Below are 25,377 nucleotides of genomic sequence, written 5' to 3'. Positions count from 1 at the left end.
CGCGCAGGCGTGCGGCGAGCCCGGCGCGGGAATGCGGAAGGGCCGCCCCACCCGGGGCGGATTCTAGGGATCGTCGCAACACCCCAGCTCTGGGGATGCGATGGACTTCGAGATCCGTAAGGACCGGACACCTCAGGGGCCTAGGCGCCTGAGCCGGGAACGCGCCGCATAGCTTGATCTTGTGCGGTGTGGAGTGGGCAACCGGGAAGCCTGTCGGATCGTCGGGGTCGATGCCCGGACCGGCCGGAAATGGCGCAACGGCCGCGCCCCTCACGGCTCGCATCGCGGGGCGCCACCGATCACCTCGGTGGCGCCCCCGGGCGTGCGGGGCCGATACCTGAACGAAGACGAGCGCATCCGCATCGCCGACCGTCGGCGGGAAGGCGTCGGGGTCCGGGCGATCGCCGCCGAACTGGACCGCGACCCCGCCACGATCAGCCGGGAACTCAAGCGCAACGCCCACCCGATCGGCGGGGACTACCGGCCGCATGCCGCCCAGTCCCGCGCCGACGCCCGCCGTCCACGCCCGAAGACACGGAAGATCACCTCCGGCCCGGAGCTGCGCCGGGCCGTCCAGGACCATCTGGACCGGCGGCGCAGTCCCGAGCAGATCGCGGCACTGCTGCGCCGGGACCATCCCGACCGGCCGGAGATGCACGTGACCCACGAGACGATCTACCAGACCCTCTACCTGCAAGGCAGGGGCGAGCTGCGCCGCGAGATCGCCCGCGCGCTGCGCACCGGACGCGCCCGCCGCGTCCCGCGCCGCCAGGCCGACGCCCGACAGTCCCGCTTCGCCCACCCGATGGTCATGATCAGCGAACGTCCCGCCGAGGCCGCCGACCGGGCGGTGCCCGGCCACTGGGAAGGCGACCGTGCGACACGAAGTCGCACGAATGTGAGTGGACTGACCGATTGGAGAGGCGGTTGATGAGGCCGTAGGTGCAGTCACGGGTCCGTGTCCGTATGACCCGTCCCCGCCCTCGACGTGCGATTCCGGTAACGGCGTGGTGCGAAGCTCGGGGGAAAGCCCAAGGACTCCTGTTCCATCCGGGAGTTACCGGCAAGGGGAAGACCGGACGGGTGAACGCAAGTGAACTCCCGATGATGCCTCGTGATCCCAAGCCCCGCCGATGGAATGTGTTAGTGGGGTGCATGGCTGGCCGTTGAGAAGCGGCAGGCGCTGGCTGGCAGAGGTCTCTCCGGCCAGGTGGACACCGCCGCCTCGGGGTAAAGGGAGCACCCACCCCGGTCGTATCTCACTCGTGTGGAACGTGGAAAACCCGTTGAGGTCCAGGCCTTCGTGGCCCGGTCGGTCGACCGCAAGGAAGGCTCAACTCTCCAGCGGGAACAGGACGGCCCAACAAGCCAATGCCGGAAGCCGAAAGGAAACGGGAAACTTGGGCGCTTTGACCGGATTCTCCGCCGGTGGCCCCGGATAACCGTCCGGATACGGGTGCGCTGCCCGGACCCGAAAGGGTGCTGACGTGGGCCGGGTGAGCCTGTGGGGAAACACTGGACAGGACGACGGAACCGAGGGACAAGTTGGACGCTGTGTGGATCACGGGCGGAGCGGCCTCGGTCGTCTCGGCTGTTTCTGCGCCGGTGAACGGACCCGAGGGCGAGGACTTGGACTGGCCGTCGATCGACTGGCGGCGGGTCGAGGAAGACGTACGGCGTCTGCGGCAGAGAATCTTCGCGGCATCGCAGGCAGGGGACCTGAAGAAGGTCCGAAATCTACAGAAACTGATGCTCCGATCCCGCTCGAACACGCTTCTGGGCGTGCGACGGGTCACGGAGATCAATGCTGGACGCGCGACGGCGGGAGTCGACGGGAAGGTCGTGCTGATGTCCCAGGACAAGGCCGCACTGGCCGACTGGGTCCAGCACCGGGCCCGACCGTGGATTCCCAAGCCCGTCAAGCGGGTGTTCATCCCCAAGTCGGGGACCACGAAGAAGCGCGGGCTCGGGATTCCCGTCATTGTCGACCGGTGCCTGCAAGCCGTGGCATTGGGGGCATTGGAGCCCGAATGGGAAGCGCGGTTCGAGCCGAAGTCGTACGGTTTTCGGCCCGGCCGTGGCTGTCACGACGCGATCGGAGCCGTCTACTCCACGCTCAACGGGAAGAATCCGCAGCGTGCGTGGGTGCTCGACGCGGACCTGACGGCGGCGTTCGACCGCATCGGCCATGCCCGGCTCATGGCCGCACTCGGCACCTTCCCCGCCCGGGGACTGGTCCGACAGTGGCTCAAGGCCGGGATCGTGGATCGCGGTCGGTTCGCCCCGACCGAGGAAGGAGTTCCGCAGGGTGGGGTGATCAGCCCGTTGCTTTTCAACGTGGCCCTGCACGGAATGGAGGAGGCCGCGGGCGTCCGCTACTACACCACCGGCAGGGACGCCGGAAGTGCGCAAAGCGGCAGCCCCGTGCTGGTCCGGTACTCGGATGATTTTGTCGCGATGTGCACCAGTCGCGAACAGGCCGAACAGGTCAAGGAACGACTGGCGGCATGGCTGACACCCAGAGGACTCGCCTTCCACGAGGACAAGACGCGCATCGTCCACGCGGAGAGCGGGTTCGACTTCCTGGGGTTCAACGTCCGCCGCTATCACGGCAAACTGCTGATCAAGCCGAGCAGGGCGGCCCGGCGACGAATCCGGGAACGGCTCAGCGCCGAGATGCTGGCCCTGCGTGGGGCCAACGCCGGTGCGGTGCTCAAGAAGATCAACCCGATCGTACGCGGCTGGTCGGCCTATTACAGGACAGTGGTGTCCAGCGAGATCTTCACGGCGCTGGACAACCACATGTGGAAGCTCGCTTACAAGTGGGCCAAGCACAGCCACCCGAACAAGTCGAAGCACTGGGTATCCGACAAGTACTTCGGCCGGTTCAACAGGACCAGGAAGGACAGGTGGGTGTTCGGTGACCGCGACAGCGGCGCCTACCTCCTCAAGTTCTCCTGGACGAAGATAGTCCGGCACCGGTTGGTCAAGGGAAGGGCGTCCCCGGACGACCCCGCCCTGGAATCATACTGGGCTCAGCGGCGCCGCAAGGGAACACCTCTGCCGGTCGACGCCATGACCATGCGCCTCATACAGGCGCAACACGGTCGTTGCCCAGCCTGCGGAGGTCTCCTGCTGTACGCCGACCACCCGCCGCGAAGCCCACGAGAATGGGAAACATGGCGGGTGGTCATCCGGAAGGCGATCTCCAAGCAGTACATCGCGCTTCCAGACGAGAGTGCGCCGGGCGATCAACGAATCCACCTCCTCCACGCCCATTGTCAACGACGGAATGAACCGCCGCGATGACAAGTCCAGCACTGTTGCCTGCCGGCGAGCCTTTGGGGCTTGCTTGAGCCGTGTGCGGTGAAAGCTGCTTGCACGGTTCTGAGGGGGCGGGGACGCAGTAATGCGTCCCCGCTACCCGACTGATCATCGGCAGGGACGGCGCCTCCGCGATCGGCACCCTGGTCGAGCGCACCACCCGCTACCTGCTACTGCTGCACCTACCCCACGGACGCACCGCCGAACACGTCCGCGACGCCCTGACCACCACCGCGGCCACCCTGCCCGCCCACCTCTGGCGATCCCTGACCTGGGACCAGGGCTCCGAGACGGCCGAACACCACGCCTTCACCCTGGCCACCGACATCCCCGTCTACTTCTGCGACCCCCACAGCCCCTGGCAGCGCGGCTCCAACGAAAACACCAACGGCCTGCTGCGTCAGTACTTCCCCAAAGGCACCGATCTGGCCGTCCACACCCCTACGGACCTGGCCTTCGTCGCCACCGAACTCAACCAACGCCCACGCAAAACGCTCGGCTGGGACAACCCAGCCGAGCGCCTCGCTAAGCTCCTGGCCCAAGCCAGTTAATCACCGGTGTTGCGACGATCCCTAGAATCCGCCCGGAGGTGGACGGCCCTCCCACGCCTGGCGACTAGCTGCGGACCATCTTGCGCAGCACGTACTGCATGATGCCGCCGTTGCGGTAGTAGTCGGCCTCACCCGGCGTGTCGATGCGGACCACCGCGTCGAACTCCACCGTCGAGCCGTCCGCCTTCGTCGCCACCACGTGCACCGTGCGCGGCGTGTCACCGTCGTTCAGCGCGGTGATGCCGGTGAAGTCGAAGGTCTCCGTGCCGTCCAGGCCGAGCGACGCCGCCGTCGAACCGGCGGGGTACTGCAGCGGCAGGACGCCCATGCCGATCAGGTTCGACCGGTGGATGCGTTCGAACGACTCGGCGATCACGGCGCGCACGCCGAGCAGCGAGGTGCCCTTCGCGGCCCAGTCGCGCGACGAGCCCGAGCCGTACTCCTTGCCCGCCAGCACGACCAGCGGGACGCCCGCCGCGGCGTAGGCCTCGGACGCGTCGTAGATCGTGGTCTGCGGCGCGCCCTCCTCCAGGAAGTTCCGGGTGAACCCGCCCTGCACGTCGTCCAGCAGCTGGTTGCGCAGCCGGATGTTGGCGAACGTGCCCCGGATCATCACCTCGTGGTTGCCCCGCCGGGAACCGTAGGAGTTGAAGTCCTTGCGCTCGACGCCGTGCTCGGTCAGGTACTTGCCCGCGGGCGAGTCGACCTTGATCGCGCCGGCCGGGGAGATGTGGTCGGTGGTGACCGAGTCGCCCAGCAGCGCCAGCACGCGCGCGCCGCTGATCTCCGTCACCGGGGTCGGCTCCATCCGCATGCCCTCGAAGTACGGGGGCTTGCGGACGTAGGTCGACTGCGGGTCCCACTCGAACGTCTTGCCGGTCGGCGTGGGCAGCGACTGCCAGCGCTGGTCGCCGGCGAACACGTCGGCGTAGCCCTTGGTGAAGCCCTCCGGCGAGATCGCCGACGCGACGACCTCGGAGATCTCCTGCGCCGACGGCCAGATGTCGGCCAGGTACACCGGCTCGCCGTTCTGGTCCGTGCCCAGCGGCTCGGTGGTGATGTCCTTGTCCATCGAACCGGCCAGCGCGTACGCCACCACCAGCGGCGGGGACGCGAGGTAGTTCATCTTGATGTCCGGGTTGATCCGGCCCTCGAAGTTCCGGTTGCCCGAGAGCACCGACACCGCGGCCAGGTCGCCCTGGTTGATGCCGGCCGAGATCTCGTCCTGCAACGGGCCCGAGTTGCCGATGCACGTGGTGCAGCCGTAGCCGACCAGGTGGAAGCCCAGCTTCTCCAGGTACGGCAGCAGCCCGGCGCGCTCGTAGTAGTCCATGACGACCTTGGAGCCCGGCGCGAGGGTCGTCTTGACCCACGGCTTGCGCTCCAGGCCCTTCTCCACGGCCTTCTTCGCCAGCAGCGCCGCGCCGAGCATCACCGACGGGTTCGACGTGTTGGTGCACGAGGTGATCGCGGCGATGGCCACGGCGCCGTGGTCCAGCTCGAACTCCGCGCCGTCCAGCGTGACCTTCACCGGCTTGGACGGCCGGCCCTCCGCGCCCTCGGCGGCGGTGTGGAACACGTGCGGCTTGCCGCCCGCGTCACCGTTGCTCAGCGCGGGCGAGTCGCTGGCCGGGAACGACTCCTCGGACGCCTCGTCCACCGGCGAGTTGTCCACGCCGTCGGTGTTCGCGACGTAGGCGCCCAGCGCCTGCCGGAACGCCTCCTTGGCGTTGGTCAGCTCGATGCGGTCCTGCGGGCGCTTCGGGCCGGCGATCGACGGCACGATCGTCGACAGGTCCAGCTCCAGCGTCTCGGAGTAGACCGGCTCGACGGCCGGGTCGTGCCACAGGCCCTGCTCCTTGGCGTAGGCCTCGACCAGCGCCAGCTGCTCGGCGGACCGGCCGGTCAGCTTCAGGTAGTCGATGGTCTCGCCGTCGATCGGGAAGATCGCGCAGGTCGAGCCGAACTCGGGGCTCATGTTGCCGATGGTGGCGCGGTTGGCCAGCGGCACCGCGCCGACACCCGAGCCGTAGAACTCGACGAACTTGCCGACCACGCCGTGCTTGCGCAGCATCTCGGTGATGGTGAGCACCAGGTCGGTGGCGGTCGCGCCGGCGGGCAGCTCGCCGTGCAGCTTGAAGCCGACCACGCGCGGGATCAGCATGGAGACCGGCTGGCCGAGCATGGCGGCCTCGGCCTCGATGCCGCCGACGCCCCAGCCGAGCACGCCGATGCCGTTGACCATGGTGGTGTGGCTGTCGGTGCCGACCAGCGTGTCCGGGTAGGCGACGCCGTTGCGGACCATCACCACGCGGGCCAGGTGCTCGATGTTCACCTGGTGCACGATGCCGGTGCCCGGCGGCACGACCTTGAACTCGTCGAACGCGGTCTGGCCCCAGCGCAGGAACTGGTAGCGCTCCTTGTTGCGCTGGTACTCCAGGTCGACGTTCAGCTCGAACGCGTCCGGCCGGCCGAAGATGTCGGCGATCACCGAGTGGTCGATGACCAGCTCGGCGGGTGCCAGCGGGTTGACCTTCGTCGGGTCGCCGCCCAGCTGGGTCACCGCCTCGCGCATCGTGGCCAGGTCGACCACGCAGGGCACGCCGGTGAAGTCCTGCATCACCACGCGGGCGGGCGTGAACTGGATCTCGGTGTCCGGCTCGGACGACGGATCCCAGCTGCCCAGCGCGCGCACGTGGTCGGCGGTGATGTTCGCGCCGTCCTCGGTCCGCAGCAGGTTCTCCAACAGGATCTTCAAGCTGTACGGCAGGCGCTCGGCGCCTTCGACCGCGCTCAGCCGGAACACCTCGTACGAGGCGTCGCCGACGGTGAGCGTGCCGCGGGCGCCGAAGCTGTCCTTGCTCGCTGGTGCAGTCACGTGAAACTCCATCTGGTGACGCGCAAAGTCGGTAGGGGAACTACTGCCGAGTCTCCCGCACCCGCGGGTGCGATGCCCTCTCACCCCAAACAGTACGCGTGTCCTGTATTCCGCTTCAACCCGGCCCTACCTTGATCGGGGCATCATCACACCCGTGGTGCGTCTTGATCGAATCGGCAAGCGCTACGGCCGCGGCCCGTGGGTGCTGCGCGACGTGTCGCTCGCCGTGGAACCGGGTGAGGTGGTCGTGCTGCGCGGTGGCAACGGCGCGGGCAAGTCGACCCTCCTGCGCGTCGCGGCGGGCGTGACCGCGCCGACGAGCGGTCGGGTGAGCCGCGGCGCGTCGGTCGGGTACGCCCCGGAGCGGTTCCCGACCGGGGTGAAGCTGTCGGCCCGCGCCTACCTGCGCCACCTCGCCGCCGTGCGCGGTGTGCCGGCGCGGTGGGAGCTCGTGGAGGCCCTGGGGTTCGTCGGCGACCCGGACGCGCCCATGGCCACCCTGTCGAAGGGCAACGCGCAGAAGGTCGCGCTGGCGCAGGCGCTGCACGCGACCGACCTGCTGGTGCTGGACGAGCCGTGGTCCGGGCTGGACGCCGCCGCGAGCGCCGTGCTCGGCGAGCTGGTGACGTCGTCGCGGGCCGCCGTCGTGCTGACCGACCACCACGGGCACGACCTGCCGGGTGCGCGCGAGGTGGCGCTCGGCGCGACTCGTCCGGGTGGCGTGGTGATCGAACTCGATCGGGTGGGGGAGGCGTTCGCGCTGATCAGCGCGTTGGAAGGGGTGTTCGCGGCGCACGAGGTCGGCGGTGGCGCGCGGGTCGAGGTGCGGGCCGGGTTCAGCGACGGCGTGCTGACCGAGGCGCTGCGGCTGGGCTGCTCGGTGCGGAGCGTGCGGTCGTGACGGCGCTGGTGCGGTACCTGCTGGTGGACGTGCTGCGCACGCAGCGCTGGCTGCCGCCGCTGCTGCTGCTGGGGGCCGTGCTCGGGATGCTCTACGCCTCCGACGCCGGACCTCCGCTCCCCGCGTACGCCGGCACGTGCGTGCTGGTCTACCCGGTGTCGGCGTGGTTGACGGTCGTCATCGCGACCGCGGAGGACCCGGTGCGCCGGACGATGACCGTGGTGACCGCCGGGGGCTGGGCGCGCACCCAGTCCGCCGTGACCGCGCTGGCCGTGCTCGCGGCCCTGGGCGTGGCCCTGGTCGCCGCCTTGGCGCCGGTCCTGACGCAACCCCGCCCGTACCCACCGGGTACGGTGGCGCAGGGCTTCGCGGCGCTGGCGGTGTGCGCCCTGGTCGGCGTCGGCGTCGGCGTGCTGTGCGGCCGTCCGGTGATCACGCAGACCGGCTGGTCGGTGCTCGCCTCGACCGCGCTGGTCGTGCTGGTGTTCCTGTTCGGCCGCACCCCGCCCGTCGGCAACGTGCTGTGGGCGCTGTCCCACGACGACGGCGTCACGTCCGCGTTGGCGCTCTCGGGCGTGGTCGCGGTGCTGTTCGTGGCGGGCGCGACCTGGCTCGGCAGCGCGTTGGGCCCCCGTCGCGGCTAGCCCCGCCGCCCTGAGACCGGCGTCACCACTGCCTGCGGACAGCGGCCTTGGCGCCGGTCACCAGGCTCGCCGCCGGCACGTCGTCGGCCACGACCGCCCCGGCGGCGATCACGGCGTCCCGCCCGATCGTGACGCCGGGCAGGATCGTGGCGCCGGCGCCGATCCACACGTTCTCCGCCACGTCGATGGGCCCGCCGCTCAGCCACCCCCGCCGCTCCTCGGGATCCACCGGGTGACCGACGGTGATGAACGTGGCCTTCGGCCCGATCATCACGCGCTCGCCGAGGCGGATGCCGGCGTAGTCCAGGAACGTGCAGTTCTGGTTGATGAACACCCGTTCGGCCAGGTCCAGGCGCAGGCCGTGGTCGGTGTAGAACGGCGGGTGGACGGTGACCCGGTCCGGCAGCGGCCGGCCGAGGATCTCCGCCAGCAGCTCCGCCTTGCCCGCTTCGTCCTCGAACGGCAGGACGTTGAGGCGGGAGGTGAGCTCGGTGGCCCGCAGGACCCTCTCGGACATGGCCCGGAACTCGGCGCTGCGGATGCGCACGAGGCGGTCGTCACGCACGGTCACTCCCTCGTCGTGGTGTCGTCCGGGGACGGCGTCAGCGCCCAGGACGGGCGCCAGACGTCGCCGGGGAGCGTGGGCAGGCCGCGCAGGTGGGCGATGATCGGCCGGAGTCCCGGGTGTGGGTTCGCGCCGGGGTGCAGGAGGGAGAGCGGGTAGGCGATCACCGGCCCGGTGATCGGGATGCGGCGCAGGTCGTGGTGCGACGGCCAGGTGTACCGGTCGCGCGCGCCGACGAGGGTCGCCACGTCCGGGGAGTCCGCGAGGGTGTCCTGGAGGACCTCGTTGCCGAAGTTCGGGCCCGCCGCGTCGATCCGGAGGTCGAAGTCGGTGGCGAGCTGGTCGTAGAACTCCGCCCACTCGCTGCGGGGCGCGATGCCCGGCACCCAGATCCGGTGCCCGCGCAGCCGGCCCGGCGTCAGCCCGCGTGCGGCAGCGAGCGGGTGCCTCGGGCCGACGAGCAGTTCCAGCGGCGAGTCGAACGCGTGGACCATCCGCACGCCGGGTGGCAGCGCGGCCCGGTCGGTGACCGCGCGGAACGAGGCGTCGACCTCGCCCGACTCGACCGCGGCCACCGCCAGGAGCGGGTCGTCGACCCTGAGGGTCACCACGTCGAGCCTGGTCCCGGGGCGTGAGCGCCAGTAGTCGTGCAGGACGACGGCCTGCGCGCTGCGCAGCCCGAGGACGTCGATCCGGAGGGCCCGGGAGCCGGGCCGGACCGCGGTGACGGCGCGGTCGACACCCGTGACGACGTCGCGGGCGTGGGGGAGGAACGCCTGGCCGTCGAGCGTCAGCTCGACACCCCGCGCGGTGCGGGTGAACAGGCGGACACCCAGCTCGCGCTCCAGACCCGCCACCCGCTTCGAGACCGCCTGCTGCGTGACGCCCAACTCGGCCGCGGCGTGCCCCAGCTGTCCCCGCTCGGCCGCCCGGACGAACGACCGCAGTGCCTCCGTGTCCACCGCTTGAGCCTATGTGCGCACAACCGGACGTTGTGGCTCGTGGGAAGCGGGTTGTGCCGGCGCACTACGACGCGGTCGATCCGCCTCGGGTGTCCACCGTCCGGTTGTCCGCACCGGCATCTCGGCCAGTGGTGCCTCGACAATCCTGGTGGCCGCCCGGCAGCGCTTGACGGTGTTCTGACGGCGTTCCCGCGGCACCTTGCGGCGTCTGAGTGGCGTCCGGGTGGCGTTCCGGCGGTGGCTCCGCAGCGCCGCGGCGTTCCGGCGAAGTCTTGGCAGCGTCTTGGCGGCCGGGATTGTCGGACCCCTGGGGCAGAATAAAAGCAGGGGCCCCCTTGGCGGGCAGGGTTCCGGCAAAGTCGTTTGTGCTGTTCAGTGGGTGATTCCGAGGAGTTGGAGTGGTCGTCGGGGGTCACGGGCCATGGCCCGTGACCCTTTGGCGATGTTGGTGTGGCCGGCCAGGCGCAGGGCGTTGACGGCGAGGTTGCGCAGGCCGGCCATGATGCGGGGTGCGTGGCCGGCGCGGATCCGGGAGGCGTCCTCGCCGTAGGTGACGTCACGGACCCAGTGCAGCCGGTTCTCGATCTGCCAGTGTCCGCGCAGGTAGGTGGCGACGCGGGCGGGGTGGGCGTCCTCGCCGGTCAGGCTGGTCACCCCGAGCGCGGCGTAGGCACCGCGCCTGCCGGTGGTGTGACAGGTCCGGTAGCGCTCGACGAGGAACGCGTGGTTCGCGTGGGGAAAGTCCACCTCGCCGAACCCGCGGTCCCCGAGCGGGGCGACACGGACGGTGCGCAGTTCGGTGCGGCCGTGCCCGCGCTCCCGGAACACCAGGCACGGCATGTCGTCCCAGGGCAGCGAATCGAGCTGGGTGTAGACCCTCGGCCAGCCGGTCTTGACGGTGAACACGTAATGCGCGCCCCGCTCGTGCAGGTAGCGGGCGTGGTCGCGTTGGGTGTGCAGCGCGTCGGCGGTCACCACCACCCCGGCCAGGTCGACGGTGTCCAGCAGCGGCCGGAACCCGGCGAGTTCGCCGCCGGTCGGGACCTGCCGCTGACCGGCCACGATGCCGTCCTCGTGACGGAACACGGCCATCAGGTGCACCCCGGAGCCGCCGGCACGGCCGAACGTGGCGGCCACCGACTTGCCGTCCACCGCCACCGCCGGCAACACCCCGCCGGTCTCCCGTCCGTCGACCCGCGACGCGGACCAGGCGCCGATCACCGCGTCCAGCGCGTCACCGTCCACCCGCGACAACACCCTGCGCACCGTGGACTCCTCCGGTGCCACGAACCGGTCGCCGACGATGTCGAACCGCACCCCGAGCCGTCGCAACAACCGCTGCGGCGCGTCGGCGGCCCATTCCGCGATCGCCGCGAACGACCGCGCACCCGCCACCACCGCCGCCGCGGACAGCAGCAGGATCGACGACAGGGAGTGCCGCACCCCACGACGCTTGCGCGGATCCGGCACCCGATCCAGAAAAACCCGCAGGTCCGCGACCTGCCCGACCGGCACCGAGGCCAGCCGGTCGACAACCACGGGCATCGGGCAGGATGACAACGCGGGCACGGCACTCCCAAGATCATGCGACGTAGACACTCACATGATCGACCAGAGCGCCGTGCCCGTCCCACAATCAAACCCTCACCAGCACAAACGACTTTGCCGGAACCCTGCCCTTGGCGGGGACCCCTGCGGAGCGTTCCGGTGGTGTGGTGCGGCTTACTTGATCGCCTTGATCAGCTCGTCGATGTCCTTCGGCTCCAGACCGCGCATCAGCGTCAGGAACAGCTCGCTGTACGTGCGGAACGGGCTGACGTACCACTTGCCGTCGACCTCGGTGGCGACCACGCCGATGCCGTCCTTCAGCACCTGCGCGCCGATCCGGGCGATCACGTCGACCGCGGCCGGCGGGATGTCGCTGCCGCCCTGCTGCTCCACCAGCTGCGTGATCTCGTCCGCGCACAGCCGCTGCGTCTGGCCCTTGACCGTGGCCGCGTAGCAGTCGCCGTCCCGGCTGACCTCGACGGTCTCGCCCTCGGCCTCGACCACCAGCTTGCGGATCGTGAGCAGCTTGCCGCCGGAGACGTCCTTCGAGTCGGTCTCCAGCTCGATCAGCTTCGCGCCCGTGGCGGGCGTCTTGCCCGCCTGGTCCAGGATGACCGGACCGATGTCCTGGAGCACGCCCATCTCGTCCGGTGGCAGCAGCGCGAGGACGCCCTCGATGTCACCGTCGAGCGCCTTCTCGACCATCTGCTTCGCGGCGTCGTCCGCCGAGCCCGCGCCGGCCGGCGCGATGCCCTGGGCGGGCCACTTCAGGTCTTCTTGCTCCAGCGCGGCGTTCGCGATGGTGTAGAAGAGGCTCGGGTACCACTCGTCGCCGACCTTGATGGTGGCGATGCCGATCGGCTTGCCCTTCCGGTCGGCCATCTCCTTGGCGAAGTCCAGCGTGTCGGTCTCGGTGCCGGCCTTGTCCAGCTCCGCGCCGAGCGCGTCGACCAGCTTGTCGGTCAACGGGATCTGCTTGACGTCCGAGGTGACCGTGATCTTGCCCTCGATCACCTTGTTGATCGTCAGGTGGTCGTTGACCTTCTCCGCGGCGGCGTCGTCGAACTTGATGCCCTCGCTCTTGATCTGGACGCCGCTGAGCTTGTTCGGGTCCGCGTCCTTCTTCAGGATCTCCAGCCGCTTGGCCTCGCTGATCGTGGCCTCGGTGTAGTCCTTGCTGAGCTTCGCCTCGGCGGGCGCCAGGCCGTTCATGATGCCCAGGACGTCACCGCTGCCCAACGCGCTGAGCAGGTTGTTCGCCGCGGTGGACGGGCTCTCGGAGCCGGCGGCCACCTCGTCGGAGCTGCGCAGCGCCCACACCGTGGCGACCGTGCCCGCGGCCAGCGCGAGGACGGCGACGACGGCGGTGACGACCAGGCCGGTGCGCTTCTTCTTCGGCGGCTCGCCGCCCGCGAAGCCGACCGGTCCCTGGCCGTAGGGCTGCTGGCCGTAGGGCTGGCCGAACTCCTGCTGGTAACCCGGCTGCTGCGGGAAGCCCTGCGGGCCCGTCTGCGGGTAGCCCTGCTGCTGCGGCTGGGGACCGGTCTGCGGGTAGCCGCCCTGCTGGGGGTAGCCGCCCTGCTGCGGACCCGGCTGCGGGTAACCGCCTTGCTGCGGCCCCTGCTGCGGGTAGCCGCCCTGCTGCGGCTGGCCGTACGGGTTGTTCTGCGGTGGCCATTCGCCTCCGCCGCCACCTGGGTACGTCACGGTGCTCCTCCTGGAGTGCTGATCGCTGTGCGGGATTTCGCGGTGAGCACGGTGATCGCCCCGGCGATCCCCAGCACAGCACCACCGAGGGTGGTCACCGGTCCGGTCAGGCTGATCCCGACCAGTGCCGCCTCGTTGCCCCCTTGGACGGCGGCAAGTGCCGCCACCGTTCCCGCAATCGTGCCAAACACCAGTGCGAGCCATGCCGCGATTCGGTGAAAACGCACCGCCCAAAGCACCACGCAGCCCACCGCCAACGGGGTGAGCGCCACCCACGCGCCCCGGACGACCTCGCCCGGCACACCGTCCAACCCGGCGAAACCACGCAGAGCGAGCACCTCGTAACTCGTCCTCGTGACCGTGCCGGAGCGCAGCCACGGCAGGAAGAAACCCGTCACCGCTGTGACCAAACCGATAACTCCGAGCACCGCGCCCGCCCAACGCCCGGTGGTCGGCTCCGCTGACAGTCGTCTCATGGTCGGCTCCGCCGACGTGTCCCGCGCACCCCGACATGCTCGCAGGCGTGTGGGACGGTGGTGGCATGAGTGCACGGGACGTGATGGCCCTCGCGCGGCGCATCACCGCGCTCACCGGCGCGGGCGTCTCCCTGGCGTCGGGGGTGGTGCGGTTCCGGTTCGACGCGTCGGCGTTCCTGACGTCGGCACGCGTGCGGCGCGAGGTGTGGGAGTCCTGGCTGGACGATCCCTTGTGGACGGCCGAGCCGAACGCCGCGCACCGCGCGCTGGCCGGGTTGCAGCGGGCCGGGCGGGTGCGCTCGTTGCTGACGCAGAACGTCGACGGGCTGCACCAGCGGGCCGGGTCCCCGGTGGTCGAGCTGCACGGGTCCATGTCACGTGTGGTGTGCGTCTCATGCGGCGCGGTCGGCCCGATGGGCGCGGCGCTGGCGCGCGTGCGCGGCGGCGAGGTCCCGCCGGATTGCACGGTGTGCGGAGGGGTCCTGCGGCCGGCGGCGGTCGCGTTCGGTGAGCCGCTGCACGACGACGTGCTGCGCTCGGCCCGGATGGCGGTGCTGGACTGCGACGTGATGCTCGTGGCCGGGACGTCGCTCACGGTGGAGCCCGCCGCGCGGCTGGTGCCGTTGGCGGCGAAGGCGGGCGCGGCGGTGGTGATCTGCTCCCTGGACCCGACGCCGTACGACTCGCTGGCGGCGGCGGTGGTGCGCGAGCCGGCCGCGTCGGCGCTGCCGGAACTGGCCGCCGTGCCCGTGGTGGCGACCGGCCCGATCCGCACGTGGGGCGACCCGAGCACCTGGTGAACCACCCGCTCGTGACGCGTGACCACCTGATCGTGGGCGCATCGCGGTGCCAAGGTGGCCGTATGGGGAGTCAACAGTCACCGATCAACCTCCGTGACGCGGTGGTGGTGCCCCGGCTGGCGGAGGAGTTGGACGTCCGCTGGCGGGCCGACCAGTTCAGCGCCCGGGAGGAGGGCCAGGGGTGGCGGTTCCGGCCGCGGGGCGAGCACCTGGTGTGCCTCGGCGGGCAGGAGTTCCGGCTCGGCAACCTCCACTTCCACCGGCCGAGCGAGCACTGGGTGCGCGGCCGGTCGCGTGGCGCGGAGATGCACGCCGTGCACCTGAGGGCGGAGGACGAGCTGCGGGCGTGCGTGGTGGCGGTGTTCGTCGACCTCGGGGAGCCGGGCCCGTCGGAGGGGAAGCCGCCTAGCGGCATCGACCTGCCGGCGCTCTTCCCGGGCGGCGGCTTCCACCGCTACGAGGGCTCGTTGACCACCGGCGAGTTCGACGAGATCGTCAGCTGGGTCGTGATGAACGAGCCGGTCCAGGTGGACGACCCGGCCCTGCGCGCCTTCATCCGCACGCACGCCGACCACCCCCGCACCGTCCAGCCGGTGAACCGGAGGTTCGTGCTGACGACCGGGTGACGAGGAGGTAGCCGGGGCCGTCGCGGGTAAATAAGGTCACCTCGTATGCGCGTACCCCTGACCGTCGCCGATTTCCTCTACCGGGCGGAGCAGGTCTTCGCCGACACCACGGCCTCCGTCGACGAGCCCGTGCAGCCCGCCGCACCGGTGCCGACCAGCACGTACGGCCAGTTCGCCACCCGTGTCCGGGCCTGGCAGGCCGGGTTCGACGCGCTCGGCCTCGGCGAGGGCGAACGGGTCGCCGTGGTCAGCCACAACTCGGCCCGGCTGCTCGAACTGCTGCACGCGGTGCCCGCCACGGGCCGCGTCGCCGTCCCCGTCAACTTCCGGCTGCGGCCCGACGAGGTCTCCTACATCGTCGAGCACAGCGGGGCGTCCGCGCTGCTCGTCGACCCCGAGCTGGAGCTGGCCGGCGTCACCGCGCGGCACCGCTTCGTGCTCGGCGAGCAGACCGAGACCGAGCTGATGCGCTTCGACACCGAGCCCCGGCCCTGGCGCGAGCCGGACGAGGACGCCACCGCCACGATCAACTACACCTCCGGCACGACCGCCCGGCCCAAGGGCGTCCAGATGACCCACCGCAACATCTGGCTCAACGCGGTCACGTTCGCCATGCACGCCCGCGTCTGGGAGCGCGACGTGTACATGCACGTCCTGCCGATGTTCCACTGCAACGGCTGGGGCATGCCCTACGGCCTGGCCGGGCTCGGCGTGCCGCAGGTCGTGCTGCGCAAGGTCGACGGCACGGAGATCCTCAACCGGGTCCGCGACCACGGCGTCACCCTGATGTGCGGCGCGCCCGCCGTGTGGAACGCCGTGCTGGACGCCGCGCGGGACTGGGACGGCGAGATCCCCGGCCGCGACCGGGTCCGCGTCATCTGCGCCGGGGCGCCACCGCCCAGCCGCACCATCGCCCGCGTGGGCGAGGAGCTCGGTTGGGAGTTCCTCCAGCTCTACGGCCTCACCGAGACGTCGCCGCTGCTGACGTTCAACCGCACCCGACCGGCCGACGACGGGCTGCCGCCGGCGGAACGGGCGCGCAAGCTGTCCCGGGCGGGCGCGCCGGGGCTCGGCGTGCGGCTGGAGGTGTCCCCGACCGGCGAGGTGCTGGCCAGGGGGAACGTCGTCATGGCCGGCTACTGGGAGAACCCCGAGGCCAGCGCCCGGGCGCTGGAGGACGGCTGGTTCCACACCGGCGACGGCGGCGAGCTGGACGACGAGGGCCACCTGACGATCTCCGACCGCAAGAAGGACGTGATCATCACCGGCGGCGAGAACGTGTCGTCCATCGAGGTGGAGGACGCCCTGTTCGGCCACCCCGGGGTGGCCGAGGCGGCGGTCATCGGCGTGCCGCACGACAAGTGGGGCGAGACGATCAAGGCGCTGGTCGTGCGGGCCGAGGGCGCGGAGGTGACGGAGGCCGAGCTGATCGCGCACTGCAAGGCGCGGCTCGCCGGTTACAAGGCGCCGACGTCGGTCGAGTTCCGCGACGCGATCCCGCGCACCGCCACCGGCAAGGTGCAGAAGTTCAAGCTGCGCGAGCCGTACTGGGCCGACCTCGACCGCGAGGTCAACTGACGGTGATCCGGTCACCCGGGTGAGGGTGCTTCCCCGTGGCCGCTGTGACCCGTGTGGCTGATGTTGACGCCGGGTCGGTTGGAAACAGCGAGGCACGAGTGGCAGAGTCGACCGGCGTAGCGCCGTTCGGCGTAACGCCGATCGGCCGAGTGCGCGGGGAGGGCGGCAGTCGTGACTCGATGGGTGATCCCGATCGTGATCGCGTTGACCACCGCGGTGGGGTTGGGCGGCACGGCGCACGCGGCGCCGCCACCGCCGCCCAACCCCGGCGACGCCGAGATCGCCGCCGGCCGGCAGCAGGCCGACGCCAAGGCGGCCCACGTCGGCGAGCTGACCGGTCGGCTCACCGACGCCGAGGCCCGGCTGCGCGAGCTCACCGACGAGGTCGCGTTCCAGCTGGAGCTGGCGAACAAGGCGCGGGTCGACCTGGAGACCGCCCAGGGCGAGGCCGACCGGGCGCGCCGGGCCGCCGACGCGGCGCGGGTCGAGGCCGACGCCGCCGCCCGGGCCGTCGAGGACGCCCGCGTGCGGCTGGACGAGTTCGCCGCCGCCAGCTTCCAGCAGGGCAGCCTGGTCGGCTCCGTCTCGGCCTACTTCGGCGCGACCAGCCCGCAGGACCTGCTGGCCCGCGCGCAACTGCTCCAGGCCGTCAGCGAGTCGAGCCTCGACGCGCTGGACGACGTCGAGCGCACCCGTGCCGAGCAGGTGAACAAGAACTCCGCCGCGCGTGCCGCGCTCGACCTGGCCGACCGGAAGCAGGCCGCCGCGGACCAGGCCGCGCGGGACGCCGACGCGGCGCGGACCACCGCCGTGCGGGCGCAGGAGGGTCAGGCCGCCGCCGCGCGAGGGCTCCAGGACGACAAGGCCCGGGTGGAGGGCGAGCTGGACCAGGCCTTGCACGCGGTCGAAGGGCTGGAGGGCCAACGCGCCCAGTACGACCGGTGGCTGGCCGACAAGCGCCGCGAGGACGAGGAGGCCGCACGCCTGGCCGCCCTCGCCGCCGCCGCTGCTCCCGCGACCGCGCCCCAGGCGCCCCGACCGCCGGCGGTGACGGCGCCGAGCGGCACCGGGGTGGAGGCCGTCGTCGCCCGGGCCCTGGCGCAGCTCGGCGTGCGGTACTCGTGGGGCGGCGGCAACTACGACGGCCCGACCGTCGGCATCCGGGACGGTGGCGCCGGCGACGCGCACGGCGACTACTACAGCGTCGGCTTCGACTGCTCCGGGCTGATGATGTACGCGTTCGCGGGCGTCGGCGTCTACCTGCCGCACTACAGCGGCTACCAGTACAACGCCGGCCGCAAGGTGCCGCTCTCCCAGGCGCGGCGCGGCGACATGCTGTTCTGGGGACCGGGCGGCGGCACCCACGTCGCGCTCTACCTCGGCGACGGCATGATGGTCGAGGCCCCGTACTCCGGCTCGCACGTCCGCGTCGCTCCGGTCCGGTACGGCGGGATCACGCCGTACGTGACGCGCCTGCTGTGAGCGGCGTCCTCCCCGGTGGACGCCGCCCGGTCAAGGCCGCCCGGTCAACGCCGGTCCCCGATCGGGTCCAGGCCCAGCGCCCGGACTTCCTCGCGCAGCGCCTTGATCTCCTCCAGCAGCCGGTCGTCGGGCGCGCTCGGCGGCGGCGCGCCCTCGGACTCCATCGCGCTGCACACGACCGCGATGAACAGGTTCAGCATGGTGAACGTGCCGACCAGCAGGTAGATCACGAAGAAGATCCAGGCCAGCGGCTGGGTGGCCATCAGGTCGCGCATCACGTCCGACCAGCCGTCGCCGGTGGTGAGCTGGAACAGCGTCAGGATGGTCGCGCCGAGGTCGCCGAACCGGGGATCGCCGCTGGCGCGGAACAGGTTGATGGCGACCACGCTGCCGACGTACAGCATCAGCACGAGCAGCCCGGACAGCGACAGCAGGCCCGGCACGGACTTCACCAGCGCGGTCACCACCCGGCGCATGCTCGGCACCATCGCGACCAGGCGCAGCGCGCGCAGGATGCGCAGGGCCCGGACCACCGACAGCGGACCGGCCGCCGGTAGCAGGGAGACGCCGACCACCACGAAGTCGAAGACGTTCCACGGGTCGCGGAAGAACCGGGGGCCGTGCGCGTACAGCCGCGCGGCCAGTTCCAGGACGAAGATCGCCAGGGTGGTGCGGTCCACCACGTCGAAGACGGTGCCGTAGGACGCGACCAGTGCCGTCGACGTCTCGCAGCCGAGGGTGACCGCGTTGACCACGATCACCGCGATGACCATCCGCTGCAAGCGCCTGCCGTCCACGACATCGCGGACGCGGTCGCGCAAACCCATGCCGAACTCCTCCTGCGCACGTCGGGATCTCGCTCGATCGAGCAACGCCCCATCGGCGTGTCGGCCGTACGGCTTGAGTGAATTCACCCGGTCGAGCGGAAGAAATCCGATTTGGCGCGGGTGTAGTCGTCGTAGTCGCCATCTTCGACGTGCGCTTCGGCCGCCCGGAGCTTCGCGGCCTCGTACGCACCCCGCACGGCCGGTTCGGCGCGCAGCCGGTCGCGGAAGTCGATCGTCCGCCGGTGCCACGGGTTGCCGAACTGCCGCACGTGCAGGATCGCCGTCGCCTCCGGGTCGGGTCGGACGTAGAGCCGTTTCCGGTACCGCCCCTCGGGCACCTCCGGGTCGGTGCGCCAGTCGTGGGTCACGCCGGGTGAGTCGGGGCGGGCGCCTTCCGCCGGGCGGAAGCACCCCGATGAGCAGTCGACGATCACCCATGCGCCCATGGTGGCGCGGGCCCACGACGATCCGGGGCCCGCGCCCCCGCGTCAGCGGTCCACCAAGGCGAACACGCCCCAGCCCAGGTACTCGCGTTCGTACCGCGCGTACCGGACCGGCGCGGTGTCGAGCTCGGCGCGCAGCGCGGGCGCGAGCTCGTCATCCGGGTTCTCGTCCAGCCAGCGGCGGGTGGTGAGCCACTGCGCCGCGACGTAGCGGTCCCAGCTGTCCTGGTCGGCGAGCACCATCTCGACCACGTCGCAGCCCAGCTGCCCGAACCCCGCCAGCAGGTCGGGCAGCGGCAGGAAGTCGTCCCGGCTGGTCGCGTGGCAGCCCTCGACCGTCGCCTGGTCGGGCGGGTCGAGCCGCCAGAACGGGTGCCCGAGCAGCAGCAGGCCGCCGGGGCGCAGGCTGCGCCGCAACAGCTCCACCGTGCCGGGCACGCCGTCGCCGATCCACGCCGCGCCGACGCACGCGGCGATGTCCACGGGCTCGTCCGCGACGTGACCCGACGCGTCGCCGTGCACGAACTCCACCCGGTCGGCCACGCCCAGCTCGGCCGCGCGGGCCTTCGCCGAGGCGATGAACGTCGCGCTCAGGTCGACGCCCGTGCCGGTCAGCCCGTGGTCACGGGCCCAGGTGCACAGCATCTCGCCCGAGCCGCAGGCCAGGTCGAGCACGCGCCACCCCGGTTCCGGGCGCAGCGCCCGCCCGAGGACGGCCAGCTTGGCGTCGTCGAACGGGTTGTGGATGCGGTGGGTGCTTTCACGGATGGTGAAACCGCGGGGAATGTCCACTTCCGGTAGTCCTCACGTCCAGGGGAGAGGTCGGCGTGATCGGCCGCTGGGCGGCCGTGGACCGGACGGGCATGCAATGCACCTCGTTCGCACACGTGGGTACGGGTGGCGGTGAGGTTAGGCAGGACCGCGAGCGGCTGTCCACCGAGTTGTCGGAGCCGTCCCGCCTGGTTCGTCCACAGTGGACTACGGGTGGATATGAACCCCAATTCGACACGATCGCGCAAAGCAAGCCCTGGAATTGCGGAAAATGCGGGTGATCACCTGAATGCGAGGCGTGGGTTCGGTAGCGTCGGTGGTCTGAGGGAGGAAGTCAAGTCCAGGGGGGACCATGACGGCCGGCCGATTGATTCTCGACGACGGCGAATTGACCTATCACAGACGTGGCGAGGGGCCGCCGGTCGTGCTGCTGCACGCGGGCGGGCTCGGGGTGGCGGTGTGGGACCGCCAGTTCGACCTGCTGGCGCGGGACCACACCGTGGTCCGGTACGACGCGAGGGGCCACGGCGAGTCGTCGCCGGTGACCGGCCCGTACGCGCACCACGAAGACCTGAGGGACTTGCTGGACGGGCTCGGGCTCGACCGGCCGACGCTGGTCGGCCTGTCGCTCGGCGCCCGCACCGCGATCGACTTCGCGGTCACCCACCCGGACCGGGTGGCGGGCCTGGTGCTGGTCGGGCCGGGCGTGAGCGGGATGGAGTTCGAGGACCCGTTCATCGTGGACCAGTTCGCGCGGCTGCGGACGTCGACCACGGTGGCCGAGGTCGCGGAGCGCGTGCTGCGGATGTGGGTCGACGGTCCGCACCGGTCACCGGACGAGGTGGACCCGGCGGTGCGGGAACTGTGCCGCGTGCTCACCGTCCGCGCCGTGTCGAGCGGCGCGTTCACGATCACGGGGAACGAGGTGCACGCGGTGGACCGCCTGCGCGAGCTCACCGCGCGGACGCTCGTGGTGGTCGGAGACCTCGACTCGTCGGACATCCACGTGGTGGCCGACCTCGTGCTCGACGCCGCGCCGCGGGCGGAGAAGGTCGTCGTCGAGGGCGCCGCCCACCTGGTGAACCTGGACCGGCCGGACGAGTTCGACCGCGCCCTGCTGCGGTTCCTCAGCGCGTCGCGATGAACGGCGGCTTCCACCAGGCGGTGCTCGACCGGGCCGACGCCGCGGTGCTGGTGGTGGACCCGGGTGACCTGGGCGTCCGGTGGGCGTCCCCGGCCGCCCGGCGGTTGTTCGGCGCCGCGTCCGGCCTGCTGCCCGACCTCGTGGCGAACGGCGACGCGGCGGCGGTCGGCACGTTCCTCCAGGCGGCGGGGCGCGCAGGCGCGTCGCGGTTGACGTGCGCGGTGCCGGTGGAGGGTTCCGTGCACCGGCGGGTCGACCTGATCGCCCGCGACCTGAGCGAGGACCCGGACGTGCGCGGCCTGGTGGTGGTCGCGCTCGACGTCACGGGCTGGGCGGAGACGGCCGACGAGCTGGGCAGCAGGCTCAACACCGACGCGCTCACGGGCCTGGCGAACCGCACCGGCTTCCTGCCGCGCCTGGAGCAGGCCGTGCGCGGCACGCCGGGCCCGGTGCTGGTGTTCCTCGACCTCGACCAGTTCAAGGACGTCAACGACTGCCACGGGCACGCGGCGGGCGACCACGTGCTGCGCCTGGTCGCGTCCCGGCTGGCCGCGGTGGTGGCCGGGCGCGGCACGGCGGCCAGGCTCGGCGGCGACGAGTTCGCCGTGCTGCTCGACGAGCTGGACGAGCAGCAGGCGATCGCCGCGGCGCAGGAGATCCTGGCCGTCATCGGCACGCCGGTGACGTTGGACGAGGGCGTGATCCGGGTGTCGGTGTCGGCGGGCATCACGTTCGTCCGGCCCGGTCACGGCGCGGAGGACCTGCTGCACCAGGCGGACCTGGCGATGTACCGGGCGAAGACGATCGGCCCGGTCGGCGTCGCCGTCTACGACCAGGACCTGGAGGACTGGGCGCTGGCGCGCAAGCACCAGGTCGACCGGCTCGCCGAACGGCTGGAGGAGTTGCACGCGGAGAACCGGGCGCTGGCCGAGGCGGCGACCATCGACCAGCGCACGGGCCTGCCGAACCCGGCGACGTTCGACGCCGACCACGCCCGCCGCAACCGCGCCGGCGAGCCGTACAGCCTGCTGCTGGTCGACATCGACCGCTTCCACAGCTACAACACGCTCTACCGCTACCTGGCCGGGCACGAGACGCTGCGCGAGGTCGCCGAGGCCATCGACCGCACCACCCGTGCGGGTGATCGCGCGTACCGGTACGGGGGCGAGGAGTTCACCGTGCTGCTGCCGGGCACGCGGCTGGACGGCGCGCTGGCGTCGGGCGAGCGGATCAGGCAGGCGGTGGAACGACTCGGGCTGGAGCACCGGGGCAACACCGGCGGCCTGGTGACGGTGTCGATCGGCGCGGTGGAGGTCGTGCCGGGCGCGTCCGTCACCGACGCGGTGGAGGAGGCCAGCGTCGCGGTGCTGGAGGCCAAGGACGCGGGCCGCAACCGCGTGGTCGGCCGCCTGGCCGGCGCGTGAGCCGCGCCGCCCTCACCCGCACGGCGGTGGGAGCGGACCGTGCGGTTCTCACCCGCACGGCGCTGGGTGTCGGCTGTTCGGCGTAACATGTGACTACGCTGAGTAGAGAAATTGGCCAGTTGCATTGCGAATCAATGAATTCACCTGGGCCGTTCTGGTGAACGTGGTCACGGTGAGTTAGTAAGAGGCGTGGACCACGACTCGATGCAGCACTTCTCCGACGGCCTCTCCACCCTCGTGCTCGCCTACATCGTCTCGGTGATCGGCTCGCTCATCGGCCTCGCCTGCATGGCGCGCGCCCAAGCGGAGCCGAGCCGTGCCCTCAAGACGCGCTGGACCGTGTTCGGCGCGTTCGCCATCGGCGGCATCGCCATCTGGCTCATGCACTTCATCGCCATGCTCGGCTTCGACGTGCCCGACGCCTCGATCAAGTACTCCGTGCCGCTGACCGCGTTGTCCGCCGTGGTGGCGATCGGGGTGGTCGGGGTCGGGTTGTCGCTGGTCACGCTCGTCCGGTTCACCAAGATGCGGCTGCTCGTCGCGGGCACCCTGGCCGGGCTCGGCGTGGCCGGCATGCACTACCTGGGCATGTCCGCCATCCGGTTCCGCGGCGAGATCTCCTACGACCGGACGCTCGTCGCGCTGTCGTTCGTGATCGCGGTGGTCGCGGCGACCGCGGCGTTCTGGTTCACCCTGGTCGTGAAGACGGCGGCGGCGCGGATCGCGGCCGGGCTGATCATGGGTGTGGCGGTCACCGGCATGCACTACACCGGCATGGCCGCCGTGCGGGTCACGACCAACCCGACGATCCCGTCGCCGCAGGGCACGTCCGCGTTCGACCTGGTGTTCCCGGTGTTCGTGACCAGCGCCCTGGTGGTGGCGGCGTTGCTGTGGATGCTCTTCACCTCCGACGACGACGCGCTGGGCGAGCCCGTCTAGCGGTTACCGTTGGCCCGTGACGTCCTGGACGGCGGTGGTCCTCGCGGGTGGTCGGGGCAGCAGGCTCGGCGGCGTGGACAAGGCGTCGGTCGTGGTCCGCGGCCGCACGCTGCTCGACCACGTGCTGGACGCGGTCGCGCTCGCCGCGCGGACCGTCGTGGTAGGTCCGCGCAAGGACGACGTGCCCGGCGTGACGTGGGCGCGGGAGGACCCGCCCGGCGGCGGACCGGTCGCGGGGCTGGCCGCCGGGCTCGCGCACGTCGAGACCGACCTGGTGGTGGTGCTCGCGGTGGACCAGCCGGGCATCACCCGGTCCACGGTGGACCGGCTGCTCGCGGCCGTCGGCGACACCGGCGCGGTCCTCGTGGACGACGGGGGGCGGTCGCAGTGGCTCACCGGCGCGTGGCGCACCGGGGCGCTGCGCCGAGCCGTGCCCGCCGACCCTCGCGACGTCTCCGCGCGCTCGGTCCTCGGGCCGCTGGACCCGGTCCCCGTCACCGCCCGACCGGGTGAAGCTCGGGACGTGGACACCCCCGCCGACCTCGCACCGTGACGGGTGACCGATCTCGCACCGCGACGCGTGACCAAGATCGGGTGGGATGGGCGTGAGCTGCATCGCGGCCCGATTCCGGGGTGGACCCCCTTCACAAGAGCCATACCGTCGGCAGGGAAGACTGGGCCACCGTCGTACAACCCTGTCGAGGAGGACCTTTGTCCGAGCCCGCCGCCGAGGCTCCCAACACGCCGGCTCGTGACGCCCAGTTGCTCGAACGCACCGTGTTCGAGGTCAAGCGGGTGATCGTCGGTCAGGACCGGTTGGTCGAGCGGATGCTCGTCGGCTTGCTGGCCAAGGGCCACCTGCTGCTGGAGGGCGTGCCCGGCGTGGCCAAGACGCTGGCCGTCGAGACGTTCGCCGGCGTGGTCGGCGGCTCGTTCTCCCGCGTCCAGTTCACCCCCGACCTGGTGCCCGCCGACATCCTCGGCACCCGCATCTACCGCCAGGGCAGCGAGACCTTCGACGTCGAGCTCGGCCCCGTGGTCGCCAACTTCGTCCTCGCCGACGAGATCAACCGCGCGCCCGCCAAGGTGCAGTCGGCGATGCTCGAGGTGATGGCCGAGCGGCACGTGTCCATCGGCGGCAAGACGTTCCCGATGCCCACCCCGTTCCTGGTCCTGGCCACCCAGAACCCGATCGAGAACGAGGGCGTCTACCCCCTGCCCGAGGCGCAGCGCGACCGGTTCCTGTTCAAGATCCAGGTCGAGTACCCGACGGCCGAGGAGGAGCGGGAGATCGTCTACCGGATGGGCGTCGAGCCGCCGGTGCCCAGCCAGGTGCTCGGCCCGGACGAGCTGGTCCGCCTCCAGGGCGTGGCCTCCCGGGTCTTCGTGCACCACGCGCTGGTCGACTACGTGGTCCGGCTGGTCATCGCGACCCGCGCGCCCAAGGAGCACCAGCTCACCGACGTGGCCGGGTGGGTCGCCTACGGCGCCTCGCCGCGCGCCAGCCTCGGCATCATCGCCGCCGCCCGCGCCCTCGCGCTGGTGCGCGGCCGTGACTACGTGCTGCCGCAGGACGTCGTGGACGTGGTGCCGGACGTGCTGCGCCACCGCCTGGTGCTGTCCTACGACGCGCTGGCCGACGGCGTGCCGCTGGACCACATCATCACCCGCGTGCTCCAGACCGTGCCGCTGCCGCAGGTCTCCGCACGTCCGCAGACGCCGCAGCCCGCGGGCAGGCCGTGACCGAGGCGAACCCGCAGGGCGTCGACCGGCCCAACTGGGCGCCG

Annotated in this window: 21 protein-coding genes and 2 pseudogenes; 14 read left to right on the top strand and 9 right to left on the bottom strand. The window is 71.4% G+C overall.

What is annotated here, in order from left to right; translation table 11 throughout:
• Positions 1-100 precede the first annotated feature (100 nt).
• From ACQPYE_RS24055 to ACQPYE_RS24045, 3 genes and pseudogenes are all read left to right on the top strand, one after another.
• Positions 101-874, top strand: a pseudogene (locus ACQPYE_RS24055) (IS30 family transposase); the annotation flags it as partial.
• A 680-nt stretch (positions 875-1,554) separates the two neighbouring features.
• Positions 1,555-3,309, top strand: coding sequence for a group II intron reverse transcriptase/maturase (gene ltrA, locus ACQPYE_RS24050; RefSeq protein ID WP_498714643.1), 1,755 nt, complete (start codon positions 1,555-1,557; stop codon positions 3,307-3,309).
• A 119-nt stretch (positions 3,310-3,428) separates the two neighbouring features.
• Positions 3,429-3,875 (top strand): annotated as a pseudogene (locus ACQPYE_RS24045) (IS30 family transposase); the annotation flags it as partial.
• A 64-nt stretch (positions 3,876-3,939) separates the two neighbouring features.
• On the opposite strand, the gene ACQPYE_RS24040 reads toward ACQPYE_RS24045, so the two are convergent.
• Complete coding sequence (locus ACQPYE_RS24040; protein WP_498714642.1) at positions 3,940-6,753, bottom strand: aconitate hydratase; 2,814 nt, start codon at positions 6,751-6,753, stop codon at positions 3,940-3,942.
• Between the two features lie 157 nt (positions 6,754-6,910).
• Here ACQPYE_RS24040 and ACQPYE_RS24035 point away from each other — a divergent pair, with 157 nt between their 5' ends.
• Both ACQPYE_RS24035 and ACQPYE_RS24030 read left to right on the top strand, forming a co-directional pair.
• Positions 6,911-7,654 carry an ABC transporter ATP-binding protein gene (locus ACQPYE_RS24035; protein ID WP_498714641.1) on the top strand — a complete coding sequence of 248 codons (744 nt, stop codon included), beginning with the start codon at positions 6,911-6,913 and terminating at the stop codon, positions 7,652-7,654.
• Complete coding sequence (locus tag ACQPYE_RS24030; protein ID WP_498714640.1) at positions 7,651-8,298, top strand: hypothetical protein; 648 nt, start codon at positions 7,651-7,653, stop codon at positions 8,296-8,298. Before ACQPYE_RS24035 ends, ACQPYE_RS24030 begins: the two co-directional genes overlap by 4 nt.
• A gap of 22 nt (positions 8,299-8,320) precedes the next feature.
• Here ACQPYE_RS24030 and ACQPYE_RS24025 read toward each other — a convergent pair whose 3' ends face one another.
• From ACQPYE_RS24025 to ACQPYE_RS24005, 5 genes are all read right to left on the bottom strand, one after another.
• Positions 8,321-8,863 carry a DapH/DapD/GlmU-related protein gene (locus tag ACQPYE_RS24025; protein WP_498714639.1) on the bottom strand — a complete coding sequence of 181 codons (543 nt, stop codon included), beginning with the start codon at positions 8,861-8,863 and terminating at the stop codon, positions 8,321-8,323.
• A 2-nt stretch (positions 8,864-8,865) separates the two neighbouring features.
• Positions 8,866-9,825, bottom strand: a complete 960-nt coding sequence (locus tag ACQPYE_RS24020; RefSeq protein ID WP_498714638.1) for a LysR family transcriptional regulator — start codon at positions 9,823-9,825, stop codon at positions 8,866-8,868.
• A gap of 372 nt (positions 9,826-10,197) precedes the next feature.
• Positions 10,198-11,370: an ISAs1 family transposase gene (locus ACQPYE_RS24015; RefSeq protein ID WP_498714637.1), complete on the bottom strand. Its 1,173-nt coding sequence runs from the start codon at positions 11,368-11,370 to the stop codon at positions 10,198-10,200.
• 177 nt (positions 11,371-11,547) lie between these two features.
• Positions 11,548-13,080: a flagellar basal body protein FliL gene (locus tag ACQPYE_RS24010; RefSeq protein WP_498714636.1), complete on the bottom strand. Its 1,533-nt coding sequence runs from the start codon at positions 13,078-13,080 to the stop codon at positions 11,548-11,550.
• The gene (locus ACQPYE_RS24005; RefSeq protein WP_498714635.1) at positions 13,077-13,478 is read right to left on the bottom strand and encodes a hypothetical protein; all 402 of its coding nucleotides are present in this window, start codon (positions 13,476-13,478) and stop codon (positions 13,077-13,079) included. The genes ACQPYE_RS24010 and ACQPYE_RS24005 overlap by 4 nt, the downstream gene beginning before the upstream one ends.
• A 143-nt stretch (positions 13,479-13,621) precedes the next feature.
• Between ACQPYE_RS24005 and ACQPYE_RS24000 the strand changes: the two genes are divergently transcribed.
• The 4 genes from ACQPYE_RS24000 (at position 13,622) to ACQPYE_RS23985 (ending at position 18,042) form a co-directional block, all read left to right on the top strand.
• Positions 13,622-14,356 carry an SIR2 family NAD-dependent protein deacylase gene (locus ACQPYE_RS24000; protein ID WP_498714634.1) on the top strand — a complete coding sequence of 245 codons (735 nt, stop codon included), beginning with the start codon at positions 13,622-13,624 and terminating at the stop codon, positions 14,354-14,356.
• A 62-nt stretch (positions 14,357-14,418) separates the two neighbouring features.
• A complete protein-coding gene (locus ACQPYE_RS23995) occupies positions 14,419-14,982 on the top strand; it encodes a carbonic anhydrase family protein (protein ID WP_498714633.1) in 564 nt (187 codons plus the stop codon).
• 45 nt (positions 14,983-15,027) lie between these two features.
• Positions 15,028-16,560 (top strand): AMP-binding protein, encoded by a 1,533-nt coding sequence (locus ACQPYE_RS23990; RefSeq protein WP_498714632.1) that lies wholly within the window; start codon positions 15,028-15,030, stop codon positions 16,558-16,560.
• Between the two features lie 171 nt (positions 16,561-16,731).
• Positions 16,732-18,042: an NlpC/P60 family protein gene (locus tag ACQPYE_RS23985; protein WP_498714631.1), complete on the top strand. Its 1,311-nt coding sequence runs from the start codon at positions 16,732-16,734 to the stop codon at positions 18,040-18,042.
• 44 nt (positions 18,043-18,086) lie between these two features.
• Here the strand turns inward: ACQPYE_RS23985 and ACQPYE_RS23980 are convergent, their stop codons facing one another.
• The 3 genes from ACQPYE_RS23980 to ACQPYE_RS23970 form a co-directional block, all read right to left on the bottom strand.
• Positions 18,087-18,869 carry an ion transporter gene (locus tag ACQPYE_RS23980; RefSeq protein ID WP_498714630.1) on the bottom strand — a complete coding sequence of 261 codons (783 nt, stop codon included), beginning with the start codon at positions 18,867-18,869 and terminating at the stop codon, positions 18,087-18,089.
• 83 nt (positions 18,870-18,952) lie between these two features.
• The gene (locus tag ACQPYE_RS23975; protein ID WP_498714629.1) at positions 18,953-19,237 is read right to left on the bottom strand and encodes a GrpB family protein; all 285 of its coding nucleotides are present in this window, start codon (positions 19,235-19,237) and stop codon (positions 18,953-18,955) included.
• Between the two features lie 120 nt (positions 19,238-19,357).
• On the bottom strand, positions 19,358-20,104 hold the full coding sequence (locus ACQPYE_RS23970) for an SAM-dependent methyltransferase (protein WP_498714628.1): 747 nt from the start codon (positions 20,102-20,104) through the stop codon (positions 19,358-19,360).
• A 331-nt stretch (positions 20,105-20,435) separates the two neighbouring features.
• Here ACQPYE_RS23970 and ACQPYE_RS23965 point away from each other — a divergent pair, with 331 nt between their 5' ends.
• The 5 genes from ACQPYE_RS23965 (at position 20,436) to ACQPYE_RS23945 (ending at position 25,333) form a co-directional block, all read left to right on the top strand.
• On the top strand, positions 20,436-21,227 hold the full coding sequence (locus ACQPYE_RS23965; RefSeq protein WP_498714627.1) for an alpha/beta fold hydrolase: 792 nt from the start codon (positions 20,436-20,438) through the stop codon (positions 21,225-21,227).
• A complete protein-coding gene (locus ACQPYE_RS23960; RefSeq protein WP_498714626.1) occupies positions 21,224-22,651 on the top strand; it encodes a sensor domain-containing diguanylate cyclase in 1,428 nt (475 codons plus the stop codon). The genes ACQPYE_RS23965 and ACQPYE_RS23960 overlap by 4 nt, the downstream gene beginning before the upstream one ends.
• A gap of 189 nt (positions 22,652-22,840) precedes the next feature.
• Positions 22,841-23,590 carry an MHYT domain-containing protein gene (locus ACQPYE_RS23955; RefSeq protein WP_498714625.1) on the top strand — a complete coding sequence of 250 codons (750 nt, stop codon included), beginning with the start codon at positions 22,841-22,843 and terminating at the stop codon, positions 23,588-23,590.
• A 16-nt stretch (positions 23,591-23,606) separates the two neighbouring features.
• Positions 23,607-24,143, top strand: a complete 537-nt coding sequence (gene mobA, locus ACQPYE_RS23950; RefSeq protein WP_498714624.1) for a molybdenum cofactor guanylyltransferase — start codon at positions 23,607-23,609, stop codon at positions 24,141-24,143.
• Positions 24,144-24,301: 158 nt separating this feature from the next.
• Positions 24,302-25,333: an AAA family ATPase gene (locus tag ACQPYE_RS23945; protein WP_498714623.1), complete on the top strand. Its 1,032-nt coding sequence runs from the start codon at positions 24,302-24,304 to the stop codon at positions 25,331-25,333.
• Positions 25,334-25,377 lie beyond the last annotated feature (44 nt).

The organism is Actinosynnema sp. CA-299493, from assembly GCF_050946825.1.
GTDB lineage: Bacteria > Actinomycetota > Actinomycetes > Mycobacteriales > Pseudonocardiaceae > Actinosynnema.
The sequence above is the reverse complement of the archived record's forward strand: the minus strand, read 5'-3'. Positions and strand labels throughout refer to the sequence as shown.